Source organism: Ruegeria sp. AU67, from assembly GCF_900312795.1.
Lineage (GTDB): Bacteria > Pseudomonadota > Alphaproteobacteria > Rhodobacterales > Rhodobacteraceae > Ruegeria > Ruegeria atlantica.
In genome coordinates this window covers 1-17,211 of record NZ_OMPH01000013.1, presented here as the reverse complement: position 1 = coordinate 17,211, position 17,211 = coordinate 1, and the positions used below count along the sequence as shown (strand labels likewise).

The following is a 17,211-nucleotide window of genomic DNA, read 5'->3' as shown; positions in this document are numbered from 1 at the left end:
TATTATGCTGAATATTGATTGTGAATGAGATAATAGTCGGTCTGATCTAAGAAGTGATTTTGCAGCGAGTGTCAATGGCCAAGGATACGATTGAGCAAGGCAACCAATTCCCTGAAGAGACCACCGCAGCACAGTTGTCCACTGCGCTGGTTAATTCGCGCGACCTGTTTCTATCAGTAATCGACACAAACGGGTTGAAGGCGATTAACCTTCCGGAAGGATTTCAAGCGGATCGATTTGCAGTGGTCGATGGAGACCTGTTTCTTGTTTCTGAAGACGGGCAAATTGTCGTTCTGCTCTCGGGAGCCGAAAACAACTACGTTATTCTTTCTGCAGGAATCCCTTTCGGCGCGAACAGGCTGCAAGATTCAATCGACACTCTTGGAGAGTGGGATCAGCTTGGGGATTTACCACGCCTAACCATTGATCAATTAGCTAACCTTAGTGCGACCAGGCCCGGCACAGGAGAACAGGAAGAGGTCCGCGTCGGCGACCCTTTGATCGGGTTGATTTATAACCCTCTCTTGCCACCCACTGACTACTCTCCTGAGTTACAGCGCGACGAAAGGTACTTTGGCAACGAAGTTTTTGATGACGGCGGCGTGCCCGAACCGGGCAACAATACTATCACTCTTTCTGGTTTGCCGGTAACGCGAGAAACCGATGCACCGGTGGTGACGAGCCCCGCCTCAATTATTCAATTCGATATTGAACAAGCCGATCTGGGAGAGGCAGTGACATTGGTCACCTTTGAGGTCACCGGCTTACCATTGGGCACATCGTACAATTTGGGTCAGATCACCAGCAACGGGTCTACGGCCACCTTGGTGTTTTCTGGTTCCGAAGCCGAGTTCAGTGCATTAACGCTGACCTACCCCACTGATTTCTCAACTCAAAGCCGCACCGACGCGCCTCCCGGACCTCTGCAAGCGACAGTGACAATTGAGACCAACTTTCTTGGCTCAAGCCGACTGGACTTCGAGATCACAGTGTTGGCGGAGGGCGATGCCGTCATTGATGATACTCTGCCGGACACGGTTCCTGACGAAACCGACGCGCCGACCACATTCAAACCGTCTGAGTTGCTTAAACCGCAGGTCACAGACATTGACGGGTCTGAAAACTACGAGACTTTGGAGCTGATCATAACAGGCCTGCCCGGCGGGTCGACACTGACCAGCCTCGGTATCGTTGTCCCAGCCGGAGCGACTGCAGCTATCAACAATGTGGCCGACGGGTCTTCCACATTGACTGTTACAATGGTGGCCTCCCAAGTCGCGGACATTCAAAATGCATATGACGGGTTCGAGTTAACACTTCCTGCGGATTTTTCGACTGACAACCGGTCTGACCTGACCAGCGGCACCCAGCTGCCCGTAAGCCTTACCCTCAACATCCAAACGGATGAAGACGCTTCGGCTGCAGTCGATGGTCCAAATGACGGCACCGTTTCGGTAACGCGTGTGCTTGACATCGGTTTTGAGGAAGATATCGACCTTTCCGGACCGCCCCGCATCGATGCCGAAGAAGATGCAGGAAACCCCAATGCCAGTATTGGCGTCGACATAGATCTTGGTATCGAGATCACGATCGATGACCGCGATGGGTCTGAAACTGAGGACCCATCTGATCTCGTTTTCGCCGGAACAGTAGAGGTGAGGTTAGATAGCTTACCCGCAGGAACCTCGGTTAACGTTGGGATATTGAATGGAACAGTTTGGACCGGAACGGTTCCGGAAGCCGAAGCGCTCATACTTTCGCTGCCACCAAATTACTCAGGTCAGATCAATACGCAGGTAACTGTCACTACGCGTGAAGGCAGCGAGACGATTGAACAACTGATCGTGGTCTCGCCGACGTCGGATGTGGAAATCGTCGGCAACATTATTACTCAAGAAACGGATGCCCCTCTGGACATCCGGATTTCCGATTTTGTCGAGATCCGCATCAGTGATCCTGATGAGGAACTCGCGCAATTCGAACTCACCATATCAAGCCTTCCGGCAGGAACGCGCTTGGTGGATGAGAATGGCAACGACATTGGATCAATCAGGCCTGGAGGAGGCTCTACGGTCGACCTGGTTCTGAATTACAACGTTGACACGTCAGGATTTGACCCGGCCGGTGTGCGTTTGATTTTCCCGACGGACTTCTCGACCGAAAACCCTCCAACGACACTAACGGCCAATCTTACTGTGACAACGCGCGAGAACGGCCTGTTGACCACCCCTGTATCGGACACGTTTGACATCATCATCAGCGCGGAAGGCGATGTTTATATTGACGATACTCAGCCCGACACTGTGCCGGATGAAACGGACGCTACAACTCTGATCACTCCGTCGGATTTGCTGGAACCTATTGTCACCGACGCGGATGGGTCTGAAAGCCTTGAGACCCTGACGTTCACAATTGAAGGCCTTCCCGCGGGCTCAACACCAGCCTCGTTGGCGATTTCGCCGCCTGCGGGTGCAGTTCTGAGTATAGTCGACAACCCGGCAACGGGCGCTGCAACTCTGACCCTAACAATGAATGCGGCCTCGGTGGCAGATGTTCTCGCGGCTTATAATGCATTCGAACTCACGTTGCCGCAGGACTTTTCGACAGCCAACCGGGCCGACCTGACGAATGGCGACGTAGCGCTGCCGCTGACCTTCACATTGGCGGTGCAAACCGATGAGGATCAAGACCCAAACACTGACACAGCCATGGACGGCACCGCTACAGCGACCCGCGTCGTGGATATCGACTTTGAGCTGGATGCCGACCTCAGCGCTCCATTGGAGATTCGCGCGCAGGAAGACGGTGGGGTCCCCGGCAGTTCTGCAGGGGTCGTCGTGGATCTACAGATCGACATCGACATCACTGATATCGACGGTTCCGAAACTGCTGCACCGGGGACCCCTTTTTCTGCCTCTGTTTCCATACAATTTGTTGGGATTCCGGCCGGAACGAACTTTCCGACCGGCAGCTTCGATCCGTCGACCGGCGTTTGGACGGGTACGGTCGCCGATGCAGAAGCTCTGCAATTAGGTTTGCCCGGGGACTACAACGGAACAATAAGCAGCACAATCACGGTAACGACACCCGAAGGCCAAGTTGCCACTCCTCAAGTCATCATTGTCGAACCTGTTACGGATGTTGTCATCGGAGGTGAGGTCATTGCCAACGAGACCGACGCACCTGTCGAGGTTTTGCTATCCGCCTTTATCAATGTCCAAATCCCGGTTGATGAAGTTATCCAAACTCTTACCTTCTCGTTGAATGGGTTACCTCCCGGCACACAGGCGGTGGACGGGACAGGAACAGCGGTTGGAACCTTTACTCCGGGCCCGGGCAACACGTTCGATTTCCTGTTCGAATATACAGGAACGGGGCCGGATCCACGTGATGTACGGCTTATCTTCCCAACCGATTATTCCACCGAAAACCCGTTGGTTAACCTGGTTGCTTCGTTGGACATCGTTACCGATCAGGGATCGACCAGTGGATTGATCCCGGTAACTGTGAACTTTGAAGGTGATGTCGAAGTTGATGACGCCACCGTCAATTTGTCCGAAACGGACGATGTTGTGCTGGTCACACCGTCTGATTTCATCCTTCCTCGTGCAACCGATTTAGACGGATCGGAATCCGTCGATCTGGTGATTGTTGTATTCAATGCACTGCCGCCCGGCACGCAGGTGTCCACTGATGGTGGTGCGACCTTCATCGCGGCGTCACCTACCCTGAATTTTGTTGGCGACTTGGCCACCTATCAGAATCTGGTGATAGAGTTGCCTGCGGACTTCTCCACCCAAAACCCTGCCTCTGCACTTGAAGCTCAGATAGTAGCGGTCACAGATGAGGGTGGCGTCGACGACGGAGTACTGACGATTAACCTGAGCGCCGAAGGCGATCTGGCTCTTTCTGGACCCGGCTCGATTGTCCTGACCGAAAATGATGTTCCGGGTGATACAGACGAAGACAACACAACCTCGGCGCCGTTGGAATTTCGACCGGCAGATGCGGTGACTGGTCAGGCAACGGACGCGGACGGTTCCGAGGCGATTGCCACGGTCGACGTGGTCGTGAACGGGTTGCCTCCGGGTACGCAATACTCGCTCAACGGCGGTGTCACCTTCCTAACTTCATCCGCGGGAAATGCGCTGACCCTTAGCGGACTATCCCTGGCCGAGTACGGGAACCTCGTCATCCGCTTGCCGGATGATTTCTCAACGACGACGCCTATCACCGGTAGCGCGACCTTTACGACTGACGAGGCTTTGCTGGCCGGTGAAACCGATACCGGACCAAATGACGGCATCGAAACAGGAACATTCACAGTTACTGTGAATTCCGAGCAAGATGTCGAAATCACCGCGCAGGATATCACGGTGATCGAGGATTTGGGCCAACCAATACCGTTGAACTTGGACGTGGGTGTGACAGATATCGACGGGTCCGAGTCGATTACATCCATCACACTTGACTTCGCCAATCTGCCAAACGGCGATACCGTTCTCAGCGACGGAACGGTTCTGAATGCCGGAAACACGCAATGGAGCGGTACAGTCGCCGAGTTGCAAACGCTGGCAGTGACGAGCCTACCGACACACTATTCGGGCGTCATCGACATCACTATCACCGTTGATACCGATGAGGGTAACCCGACAGTTACGACAGAAAGCTTCTATCTAAATGTAACGCCAGTCGCCGAGCCTACGATCGTTCTTTCCGTTGACGATAGCACTCCCAACGTTGATGAGCGCGGACCCGACAATTTCATCGTGGATGAGGATACCTCTTTCCTACTGCTGATCGACGCCGAAACACCGGATCAGGACGGATCAGAATCTCTGACTCAAATCGTTATCGAGAATATTCCGCCGGGTTGGGTCCCAGATACCGGGGGCGCTGTTGATCTGGCCCTTTTCGAACAAGGTGCTGCACAGATCGCGTCAGCAACCATATCGGGTACAACACTGACAATTGCGTTGGTTCCCGGCGTCACAGACTTTGACGGAGCGTTGCGTGTTGAACCACTGGGCAACGACGACCGGGATGTTCAATCAATTGTAGGAGCGGAGCTGGCAGCCACTGTCACGTCCGTAGACACCGCTCCCACACTACCTACCGACACTCAAACCGAAACAGACAGCGTCGACGTCGATGTAGACGCCATTGTGGACGGATTGAATGTCACTGCCACTGACGTGACGGTTAACGAAAACCGGAATGGAAGGCGTCGTATCGACCTAGACATTACTGGTACAGCACTCGCGGACAATGATGGGTCGGAAACGATTTCCTCACTGGATTTGACCATAACGGTGGCAACGGCCAGTGAAGTTTTTGATCCTTCTGACACCAGCCAGCTGGAACTTCGCGTGAGCGACCCGGCGTTAGCAGGTTTCATTACGATCGCGCAGTCCGGGTCAACAGCTGACACCGTCTCTTACACTCTGACCCCGGCCGCAGGTGCCACCCAAGCCCAATTCACCGCAGCGCTCGAATCTTTGGAAACTGTCGTGCCGCAGCACTTCAGTGGTCTGCTCACCATTGATGGTGCCCTGGCATGGAACGAAACCACGACTGGTGACGTTGAGGATGACTTGTCCGACAACTTTAATTCAAGCGCCTTCCAGATCACTCAGACCGTTAATCCACGAGCCGAAGCAGACCTCACGGCATCGGTTTTTGTTCTCGCTGCAGCAGAAGTTGCGACAGGTAGCCCTACTTCGGTTTCAGCTAGTGTTGAAGACGGCTCGGTGAGCGGATCGGAAATCCTGACATTGCTGGAAAGCACAGCCGACGGCTCGGGCCCCGGTCAAGTCGGGTTCTTCGTTGGCCTTGATGCGTCAACACCTGATACGGACGGGTCGGAAGAGCTTAGCGCTCTGGTCATCGGAAACGTTCCCAGCGATTGGATTGCAGATTTCCTGACGGGAAACACTGTAGATGCAGCGGCGTTTTTCGCATCCGATGGAACCGCCCCGCTGAGCCAGTCGGAATTGGACAAGATCGACAGCGCAACGTACGACGCATCAACCGGGGAGTTGACCATCAACTTTGCCCCTGACGTCACAAGCTTCGCTGGCTCAATTCAACTCCAGCCTTCGCTCTACGAAGACTACGACATCGACCGCAACAACACGGACCCCTTTACGTCTGCCGGGGACTTCTTTGGCGACGATCTGACGATCACCCTGACTACGCTGGATGACAACACCGTAACCACTGACGGGCAGGTATCTGATGCGACGTTCGATGTGGATGTCGATCCGGTGAACAACTTCGCGGTTATTGTGACCCTACCCGAAGGCAACGAAGCTGTTATCGACGCGGCTGGAGGGGTTTGGCAGATTCCGTTCAGCCCAATCATTCAGGACCAGGACGGAAGTGAGGAAGTCACGGCCGTCGTGTTGCGGCAGGTACCTGACGGTATCACTATCTTCGTTCCGGACCCGGCAAATCCAGGCGGCCCCAAAATTCCGGCTTTGTTGACCGAGGTGAACACACCGCCGGGCTTTAATACATGGAGCCTGGAGAACGGTGGCTGGCTAGAAGTCGAAGCGCGCGGGATACCATTGCATTTCGCCGGCCCTGTGTCGGTGAATGTGGAAGTTGTCACCACCGAGGCTGACGGCGGTGGTACGCGCGTCACGACATTGCCTGAAACTCTGTATATCGACCCGATAGTTGATGGCGGCGATCCAAGCGAGACATATGCGACGTTGGAAGATCTTGCTGTATTCTTCCCAATCGATGGAAACCTGATCGATAATCCCACCAACTCGCCTGGCTCGCCCGAAGCGATTTTGGATGTTGTTGTCATTAGCAACATCATCGCGGATTCCGGTGGCCGGGTACCGCAGTTCTTCGATGGCCCACCCAATGATCCAGCTTCGGTTGAGTTGTTCCCGATATTTTCTGGACCGCGAGGGACTCTTCAACTGACTGTTGCGCAGGCCTCAACTCTCTGGGTCGTTCCGGGGCAAGACAGCAATGAAGACTTCGTCTTTGACATTTCGTTGATCTATTTCGAAACGCTCGACCCGACACAATCTGTGGTCGCGACCGGGACTGCGACGTTGACCGTGAAGGGCATCGCTGACGATCCAATCATAACCGTTCAGGATGAAGCGTCCTTTCCCCAGAACCCAAACCTGATCGATCCTATTTTCAGACCGGGTGAAGTGGTCGATGGCGTAGAAAACTCGGTCCGTATCTATGGATATGCCGGTTTTGATACCGCGCCGTTCCTACTTGATAAACGGCTGAGCATATTCACCATCGATTCCGGCATCATTTCTCAAAACGAGGCTATCACATTCAGCCAGAATGTTACTCCCTTGACCGGAGAAATGACCGAAATCCTTGTTCCACAAGGCGCGGCCAATCCGGATTTCGACGGCTCCGAGACAATTTACTACATCATTACTGGCGTAGACCCTGCGACAGCATTCACCAACGCCACGCCAATTGATGCGACAGGCACCAGCTATGTCGTAACTGAAGCCGAACTGCCAAACTTGACGTTCGTTCCCGCTGATGTGAGCCAGCCCACCTACTATGACATGACCTTCACTGCGATTGTCGTTGAAGACGATGCCAACCTGCCCAGTTTTGCCGGCCTCACTCCCGAACAAACCATTTCTGCCATCGACGCTTTGCCAGGTGGCGCGACCGTTTCAGAAGACTTCACAATCGTGGTCATTCCCGACCCGGATGGAGGCGGTGGAAACCCGTGCACCCCAGAACAGGATCTGCCGCTCCCGGTGCTTGAGTTGATTGGCAGCGGAGACGAAGACACTGAAATAGCATTTAAAATCAAGCTCACTCCGAACCCGCCCTTCTACGACAGTATCGATGATCTGTCGAACCTGCCGAACGGCGTGACCGGCGACTTCGGGCTTGGGATAACTTTGCCGCCAGGCTCATCGCTTAGCAGTGATCCACCAGGCGCGGTATTGTTCGACCCAGTTACCGGTCTTTACGCCATCGATCTTGCACTTTTGGGCGTTGATCCAAACGATCCGACACAGACAGCAGGCTCAATCCTGTTTACTCCGCCTGAACATCAGTCAAGCCCGGCCAACCCTTTCGATCCAAACGAAACTTTTGGACCGGATGACCCGTATGACAACTTGAATCAGCTTGAGTACTTCATGCTATTGAACAACTTCACCTGCGGCACTTCAGACAGCGCGACCAGTTCATTCAACATCACAATTAACCCGGTCGTTGACGGGCCAGAAATCACCACGACAGTTGGAAACTCGGCTCTGGAAGACACGCCATTCTTACCAGGTATTAAGATAAATGGTATCGACCCAGGTGAAAAACTGACCGGAGATATCATCGTCGAAATCGACGGCGCAAATGGTGGGCAGTTGTTGGATGGCAATGGCAATCCTATTCCCGGTACACCGGTGGCGGGTGGCTTCATCGCCTACACAGTTACACCAGCGCAGTTGGCAACGGTACAGATTACTACCAATCAGCATTATAGCGGCCCTCTGGAATACAGAGTAACGGCGACGACTGAAGATATTGATGGATCAACGCTGTCTAATACAATTACGCGCACTGTGGATATCATACCGGTCGCCGATACGCCCATTTTTGATTTCGACCAAACACCTACTGATCCGGATACTGGACAGCCCTACGTGGACCTTAGCGGGCCGACGCCGGTGATCACCATAATTGAGGATGTACCATTTACGCTGGACAGCGTTATTGATGCGGACTCGCCAGATCAGGATGGATCCGAAGAGGTCACAATTGTTTTGTCTGGGGTACCAGACTATCTATCGGTCACGGGCCCCTCAAGCGGTTTCATCGACAATGGGGACGGTAGTTTCACCATTACCCAAGCGGCTTGGGCGCAGGTTCAGATCAAGCTGAAAAATGAACATGCGCGTACACCGGACGCGTTGGATCCGACGATTCCGTCACAAATTCCGTTGACCCTGACGGTAAACACTTTGGAACTTGCAAATTCGGATAGTGCATCCGGTTCGGTTAACTTCATTGTTCAGGTACGCCCGGATGCCGATGTGCCCACGGTGTCCGCCACGGCCACCCCGACAACAGGCGCAGAGGATGACGGCACAGTTTACACACTGAGCATTTCCGGAAACACACCCGACCCGCATGAGACGGTCAGTTTCGAAATTACAGTGCCACCAGGTGGCAAGATTCTTGTTGACGGGGTTGAGCAACCAATAGTCGGAGGCGTGGTCACATTAGCCGGTGCCGCAGGTGCATCAACCAATGGAAATGCTTTTCTTCCAGCCGGGGTTGTTACTTTTGAACCTCCCCCGGATTTTGCAGGTGACGTTTCCTTGGATGTGGTCGCAATCACCACAGATTCAGCAGTTGGCGGCGGCTTCTCTGATACGGAAGCTTCTCCGCCGGCGATGATTGATCTGACCATAACACCAACGCCGGACCTTGTGCTTACGGTGACTGACCCCGACGTCGATTTGATGGAAACGGATAGCATAGTTAGCTATTCGCCCGCAGGAGATTTTGACATTCAGGTCACGGATACGGACGGATCCGAATTCGTCGATTCCGTTACTTATACAATTCTGGGCGTTCCCGTCGGGGCGACTTATCAGATTGGTACCGGCGCTCCGATCGCAGTGACAGGGGATCTCGTTTTCACAGGCAGCCTGACAGATTTCAACCAATTGCAAGTGAACTTCCCGACAGACTTTGCGACCAATGGAACGTCGTTGAACGGCTCGCTTCAAGCGACCACAAATGAAGGTGGCAACCAAACCGGTAACTTCACCATCGATGTTGATGGTGAATTGGACCTTACCGTAACGATTGATCCAATGCCGCAATCGGTGCCTCAAAACGGCAACCCAATTCAGGTGGATTTCGGCATCACCGCGACAGTAACGGACACACAGGCCACACCATCTGAGACGCTAGAACAGGTTGTGGTCCAATTCACTGCCCCCTTGCCAGCGGGAACTACTGTTTCGGCAGGCAATTTGTCCTCGGACCGCCAGATTCTGACACTGACCCGAGGCGCTACATCACCCGCAGATTTCGCCCTCCTGGTCGCAACGCTGGCGATTACACTTCCTGCAGAATTCGCGGGCGCCGTAGAAGGGACAATCACGGTATCGACGAACCATGGCAGCGGTCCAAGCGACAACTTCATAATCGAAGTTAACGATCAGCCAGTTGTCTCCGGCCCTGTCAGTGTGTCCTCGAGGGAGCCTGTGTTCTTCATCGACTTTGCAACCTTGATGTCCAACGCAAGTGACCCGGATCAACCTTTGAGCGTTTTGAATGTTGCAACGACGGACCCGGACGTCACCATCGATGTGCAGGCAACCGGAGTTCAGATCACGGTACCCAACGCCTATGTCGGAACGCCCGTTATGACCTATGATATCGTAGACAGCGGCCCCGGGCCCGCCAGCACCAGCGCCCAGGCCAATCTGGACATAGACACTCTGCAGATGGAAACCACCGGCACGACAATCAGCGACCCAGGTGGTGCTCCACGTGATCTGTTGGATGATGTTACCGGCGCAGTGGGTGGAAATGACATCGCAATAGGCACAAGCGGGAACGACGGTGTGGTTCTGTCCGCAGCATCGCCCTACGCCGAAATTGAAGGATTCAGCTTGCTGGATGGGAACGATTTTATCGATCTGTCCGCATCCACAAAGGGCTACGACGTCGATCTTGGAACAGGGGCTGATTGGGCGATTGGTAGTTCCGGCAACGACACCATCACCGGCGGCGAAGGATCGGACACGCTGGAAGGCGGTACAGGCTCGGACATCTTCGTGATGACCGAGTTGACCATGTCTGACGTGATAACGGATTACGAGGGCCCAGTGGCCGGTGATCAGGTCGACTTGACCGCACTGGTTAGCGTCGATCCGGTCAATCTCGGAAGCGAGGTTACCTACGACAATACATCCGGCGAGCTAGACGTGTCCGGGACGCTGGTTGCCACGATCAATGCGGCCGGCGGTGGCTTTGCAGGTCAAGTCGAAGTGATCTTCAACGACGCCAGTGGGGCACAGCAAACAGCGGTGATCTGAGCTAGGTTACCGCTCGCGCATAGCTTCAAATCGGGCCTTTCGAAACGGTTTCAGCAGGTAGTCCAGAACCGTGCGCTCTCCAGTCAAAATATCGACCGAAGCGACCATTCCAGGACGAATTTCCAACCGAATATCGCCTTTTTCCAGCGCATTGCTTTGCGTTTCGACAACTAGCGGGAAATAGATCTCGCCCGTGGCTTCATCCTGTTCGGCGTCAACACCGACGCGCGTCACCTGTCCTTCAAGCGATCCGTAAACCGTGAAATCAAATGATGTCAGTTTGATGCTTGCAGGCAAGCCCGGTCGAATAAAGGCCACGTCCTCGGGCCTTGCCCGCGCTTCAATCAGCAAAGTGTCATCTGCGGGGACAATTCGCAGAACTTCCTCCCCCGGCGCAATCACTGCGCCGATGGTGTAGACGTTAAGGGTTGAGACAATACCATTCACCGGCGCACGCAATGCTGCTCGGTTAACTACATCCGTCGCGCTCTTGAGGCTTTCTTCGATGACGCTGAGTTGGTTCAGGGTATCAGACCGTTCGATATTGATCTCGGCCCGGCGCTGCAATTCGGCTTCGGTCACACGGGCCTCAGATTCTGTTAAGGCCGCCCGGGCTTGCTCACGCTGCCCTTTCAGCGCGTCCCGTTCCTGACGCTTGGCACTACGTTCGCGCTCGACCGGCAGAATCTGAGCGCGTGGGACAATACCGCTGTCTGTCTTGATCTGAATTTCCTCGTCAAGCAACGCAAGGTTCTCGGCCACGCGGTCCAACGCAGCGCCTAACTCAGCAATTTCTTGCACCCGTTGCTGGACCTGTGCATCCAGAACAGCACTTTGTCCGAGGTAAGAAGCTGCTCTGCTGTCGAATAGCGCACTCTCTCGCACGGCCAATGGACTATTCGGGTCGATACCCGCCGAAGAAAAGTTGGGCACTTCCGCCCCCGTCAACTCGGCCTCAAGGCGCAAGGCACGAGCATGCAGAGCCCATTGCTGGGCCCGCAGTTCGCCTAAACTGGCCGCTGAACTTGTATCATCCAGACGTACCAAAATCTCGCCAGCTTCAACCGTGTCGCCCTCGCGCACCAGAATGTCACGGACAATACCGCCCTCAAGGCTCTCGACGACTCTGGCCTGACCCGATGGGACAACACGGCCAGTGGCACGGGCCAACTCCTCAATCCGCGCAAGCGATGCCCACCAAAGCGCGCAGCCGACAATCAGCAAAAGGCCAACGAGGACTGCGAAAACCCAACCCGACGATCGTCGAACGCGGGATGCCTCTCGACCTTGGGCGAAATCCACCAATTCCCAATCACGATTGCTCATTTCGAGCCCTCGCGTTGTTATCCGCCAATTGCTTCAGAATGGCATCCTTGGGTCCTTTGGCTGTGATTTCGCCGCTGTCGAGCACGATCAAAGTATCGACCAAGGCCAGCAAACTGCTGCGATGGGTCGAAACGATCAGGCTCATGGGCCAATGCCGCATAACGCGCGCTAGGTTTTTGACAAACAGCTTCTCGGTTTGCGTGTCCATGGATGAGGTCGGCTCATCCAAGATTAAGACCCGTGGTTTTGGTAGTAAAGCACGGGCCAAAGCGACCAGTTGGCGTTGCCCTCCCGATAGGTTTCGACCCCGCTCGGCTATGGGCATACCAAACCCTTGTGGGTGCGAGGCCGCAATGCGATCCACGCCGGCAAGCCGCGCCACACGCAGGACATCTGCATTGGTGGCGTGAGGCACACCAAACGCAATGTTCTCAGCCAAGGTTCCTGAAAACAGCACCGCCTCCTGCGGGACAAGTTGGATATCTTGACGCTGTTGCACCGGCGCAATTTGCGCCATGTTCAAACCGTCCAGCAGAATCATACCTTCGGATGGCGCATATAGCCCTGACAGAACGCGGACCAGACTGGTTTTACCTGCGCCGACCGGGCCGATCACGCCGATTTTCGCCATCGGTATCGTTTCAAACGAAACGTCTTTCAGCGCCGGGACTTTGGTTCCCGGATACTGCAGCGAAACGCTTTTCAACTCGAATCTACCTTCTTCGGCCGGAGCATTCACGGCGGCGCTGGAAACGCTTTTATCCGAAGGTTGCGACATCAACGCATTCAACCCGCGCAGCGTTGAAAATGCGAAACTCGCGCGAACGAATAACCCAGCCAGGGCCGCGGTTGGTGCCATGGCTCTACCGGACAGGATCATGGCGGCGATCACGGCCCCCATCGTCAAATTACCTTCCAACGCAAGGTAAACCCCGATGACCACAATCCCAATGGAAGATAACTGCTGCGCAAAACCGGTCACAGTTGTTGCAAGCGTTGCCAAACGGCGGCTTCGTTCCTGCGTGGTTGCGGACTCGGTCACCAACCGCTCCCACCTTGCCTGCATTCGACTTTGCCCAGACACCGCCTTGAGTGTCTCAAGGTCCGTCACTGCCTCGACAGCCACGGCGTTTTTAACACCGGACATCTGACGGTCCGAGTTAGACGCCTGTCGAAGCGGGATCATGATCATAAGGCCCATGACCAACACAAAACCCAACGCGATCGCCGGAGGCCAGGCCAGCGGACCACCGATATAGGCGATCACACCGATGAACAAAAAAGCAAAGAGCAGATCCGTGAGCGAGGCTAGCGTTTGCGACGAGAAGAAATCGCGAACTTGCTCATAGTCCTTAAGGTTGTTGATCAATCCACCGGCGGGCTGCGCCTGACTGTCCAGTCTCAGATCAGAAATGTGCCGGAATATTTCGGCAGATACAGCCAGATCGACCCGTCGTGCAACCTTGTCAACGACCCGGGCACGCACCCACTTTAGAATCGCATCCACAAACAGAGCCAACCCGACACCTGCGACCAGCGACCAGAGTGTGACTACCGCAGCATTTGGGAAAACGCGGTCATATACGTTCATCGTGAATAGCGGCATCGCCAAAGCCAGTAGGTTGATCATGGCAGAGGCTATGATCACCTGCATGTAATCGCCCCAGAACCGGTTCACCACGCTCCAGTACCAATGTCGCGAAGCTTCAGACGGTTCGCGGTTTGGCCCCGAAACAACATCTGTTTGCAAAAGCAATACATGCCCGGCGTAGTTCTCGGCGAGTTCAGAGGCCGGCAATGTCAGGGTATCGTCTGAGCGCGACGGCCAAATAACCGCGGCGGACTCGTTGTCGTTGCTGACCAGCACACAAGCTTCGCGCCCGGACAGAAACAGAACTGCTGGCAAAACATACTCGGGAATGTCGACCAGCTTGCGACGCGTCATGTGCGCGCGATACCCATGTGCCTCAACCGCTTTAATCGCCTGATCGGGGCTCAGGCACCCGTACGCATCCAACGGGCGACCGGCCCTCAGCATCTCGTCACCAATATCCCTGCCCCGCAAACGCATGCATGCAGCCGCAGCGCTGGCCAGCGGATCGGCCGGAGGCCCGTTTAACTGCCAATCCGGCTTGCTCGGAGCAGCAGATTTCTCTCCTGAGACCACGCGCGGGGCGATGCTTACCTGGGCTGCTTGTTTTGGCGTTTCGTCGGTGGCGATCTGACTTTCTCCGTTTGCGGGGTGCTGTCTATTCAATCCAACGACTTCCGCCAGTCCTTGAAGGCCCGGGCGTCCAGTCTTTGTTCATTACCAGTCTGGCTCAGAGGCTGCACGTTCAACTCGTCCCTTGCATACACTTTCGAGTCCTCTGGCGGTTCGATTTTTAAGGATTTCAACAACACACCAATCGAGGCAAGTATACGGTATCGAACATAGTTCTCGGCGGCCTTTGCATTCACTAGATTTGCCTCGGCCTGGAACAGCGCGTTCTGCGTATTCAACACATCCAACAAAGAACGCTGTCCGACCGTGAATTCCTGCTCATAAGTTTCTCGCAGCTTGTGTGCAATTTGCACCTGCGCAGTGATGGTTTTGGTGCGCCGCTGTGCTGACTTATAGACCGAATAGCTTTGGCGGACTTCGTTTTCCACACGTCGAGTTTGAGCCAACAGGCGCGCCCGGCTTTCGCTGACCCGGCGTACTTCTTCCTGACGTGCCGCCCGTTTTGAACTTCCTTGAAACTGGTACCGCATCACCAGTCCAATGCGCGCATCGGCGACGTCCCCTTCGTACCCTCCGACATCCTCTCCGACACGTCCATCTGCCTCGAGGAAAAGCTTAGGCAAGGCATTGGCATCGGTTCGACGGGACAAAGCCTCCGCGGAGCCAACATCAGCTTGCAAAAACTTAATCGTAGGGTTGGTACGTCGTGCAATTTGCAACGCTGCATCCAGATCGGCGGGCAAAGCGCGACGGATATCCGGCACCACCGACAAGCCTTCAGCCTCAACACCGACAACCGTGATGAAGAGGTTTTTAATGTCTTCAAGATCAAGTTCGAATGAAATGATGGTGTCTTCGGCCAGTATCAATCGCTCTTCGGCTTGTTGCAGATCGCCAATGCCAACCACACCACTATCGAACGCCCTTTGGATACGGTTTAGAGCCTCGACGTGATAGTCTTTGTTTTCCCGGGCAAGCTTAATCAAGGACTGTGCACGCAATACATCAGCGTAAAGTCTAACCGCTTCCAGCGACAAGACTTCGGAGCGTTCCAGAACACGCAACGCGGCGGCATCTATCCGATATGCCTGACGTTCGATTTCCGAGCGGGTCTCCTTCCCGTCGAACAAGAGTTGCGACATACGAATACCCAGCTCATATCCCCCAATCCAACTCTGTGCTGAGGAAAGGTCCGGCGTCGTGCTTCCGTCGTTGATACTGCTTCCCGCAAACGCATCTATCTCAAATCGAGGAGCCCAGAAACTCCGGGCTTGCTGGAGTTCAAACTCGATGGCCTGCTTGTTGGCTTCCGCCGCAGTGATTTCTGGGTTTGTTTCCAACACAAAGAGAATTGTTTCCTCCAATGATAGCGCATTGGCAGGTTCAATTTGGGTCGCCAAGGAAAGGCATCCAAAGACGCAAGCCCAAAAACACTGGTGCATTTATTACCTCGAGCGGTTAGGTCAACTTATGCGAATTTGTAGCTCACTCTATTTCCACAGGTTTTTTCACAAGCGTCAAGTAGAGGTCTCAAGACTTGCCTAATTTCTCTGGCGTTGTCATTGTGTCAGCATCATTTCTTTCGATGAGGTCCATATGAGGCGGTGCATTCAAGGGGTGCGGAAGTTCCTGATCCTTCTTTGCTTTGCGCTGCCTATTGCTGCCTCAGCAGAGGTTTTCGGCACGGTCAATTTCAATTTTGACTCGGATCAGCTTGATGCCCAGGGGCAACGCCAAATTCGAGAGATTGCGGATCGGTTAAAAGCAGTCAACAGCTACAAACCCACTATTGTCGTGGGCTTCACTGATGCCGTGGGGTCTACGGGTTACAATCAAGATCTAGGCCTCAGACGCGCAAACACGGTTGCTCGCGCGCTGGTTGCTGAGGGTATTCCTGTTGACGAGATTGGTAATATTTCCAGCCGCGGAAAGTCCGACCTACTGATTGCAGTGGCTACAGCGAACCGCCGTAACCGGCGAGTGACTGTGGGCTTGGCAGAAATCCTGGCGGCTTGTCGCAGCTATCGGGATATTCAAATTTCGGAAACTGCTATTGGAGACGAATTACAGACTGACCTTTTAGACCGCTTGAGCAAGGCTTCTGCACAACGCGTCCAGCTAGTAAACTCAGGGCTAAATGGACCGGCATTTCAAATGGCAGGTGCCGCGAAGGAAGACTGTGGAAAGGCTGCGGGATTGAACTTTAATTCGGTTAGAAAAGTCGAATACTCCAAGCGGTGTTTCTGCAGCTTCGCAAGGTTAGAAGTCGCTGTCAGAAACTAAGCGACGCTTACAGGACTAATTCGAACCCTTCTCAGGGTGCTGTCAGACCAATTCGAAGCAGTCTCTGTTTACCCCTAAATGCCGGAACTTATGCTGAACAAAGTTGGCGCCACTCGGAGAGAGCAGCGGCGCGGTTGAGCTTGAAATTGTCTCTGCTGTAGAGGGCGCGTTCCTGATTGAAATGATTGTGGACGGAAGAATGAACTGCGGCGAACTTCTGCAAACATCGCATTTGCCTGAAGCGGAGCATCGCACGTTCTCGTCGTCGAAATGGCAGATGGGAATTCTCGGCCCGATTGTTCAGCCAGCGGC

The 17,211-nt window shown here is 54.4% G+C and carries 6 protein-coding genes; 2 read left to right on the top strand and 4 right to left on the bottom strand.

Annotated features, from left to right (window positions below; translation table 11 throughout):
* The first annotated feature begins 74 nt into the window (after positions 1-74).
* On the top strand, positions 75-11,066 hold the full coding sequence (locus tag DK510_RS05175) for a hypothetical protein (protein WP_109311216.1): 10,992 nt from the start codon (positions 75-77) through the stop codon (positions 11,064-11,066).
* 6 nt (positions 11,067-11,072) lie between these two features.
* Here the strand turns inward: DK510_RS05175 and DK510_RS05170 are convergent, their stop codons facing one another.
* Genes DK510_RS05170 through DK510_RS05160 form a run of 3 tightly spaced genes read right to left on the bottom strand, consistent with a single transcriptional unit; the run spans position 11,073 to position 16,016 of the window.
* Entirely contained in the window at positions 11,073-12,392 is a 1,320-nt protein-coding gene (locus tag DK510_RS05170; protein ID WP_109311215.1) for an HlyD family type I secretion periplasmic adaptor subunit, read from the bottom strand.
* Positions 12,379-14,649: a type I secretion system permease/ATPase gene (locus DK510_RS05165; RefSeq protein WP_234998931.1), complete on the bottom strand. Its 2,271-nt coding sequence runs from the start codon at positions 14,647-14,649 to the stop codon at positions 12,379-12,381. Before DK510_RS05165 ends, DK510_RS05170 begins: the two co-directional genes overlap by 14 nt.
* On the bottom strand, positions 14,646-16,016 hold the full coding sequence (locus DK510_RS05160) for a TolC family outer membrane protein (RefSeq protein ID WP_234998930.1): 1,371 nt from the start codon (positions 16,014-16,016) through the stop codon (positions 14,646-14,648). The genes DK510_RS05165 and DK510_RS05160 overlap by 4 nt, the downstream gene beginning before the upstream one ends.
* Positions 16,017-16,212: 196 nt before the next feature.
* Here DK510_RS05160 and DK510_RS05155 point away from each other — a divergent pair, with 196 nt between their 5' ends.
* A complete protein-coding gene (locus tag DK510_RS05155; protein WP_109311213.1) occupies positions 16,213-16,899 on the top strand; it encodes an OmpA family protein in 687 nt (228 codons plus the stop codon).
* Positions 16,900-16,987: 88 nt separating this feature from the next.
* Here the strand turns inward: DK510_RS05155 and DK510_RS23225 are convergent.
* On the bottom strand, positions 16,988-17,211 hold a 224-nt coding region (locus DK510_RS23225; RefSeq protein ID WP_234998928.1), incomplete at its 5' end, for a transposase.

Coding starts and splice junctions, on each gene's coding strand:
- DK510_RS05175 (WP_109311216.1), top strand. CDS start 75: ATGGCCAAGGATACGATTGAGCAAGGCAACCAATTCCCTGAAGAGACC.
- DK510_RS05170 (WP_109311215.1), bottom strand. CDS start 12,392: ATGAGCAATCGTGATTGGGAATTGGTGGATTTCGCCCAAGGTCGAGAG.
- DK510_RS05155 (WP_109311213.1), top strand. CDS start 16,213: ATGAGGCGGTGCATTCAAGGGGTGCGGAAGTTCCTGATCCTTCTTTGC.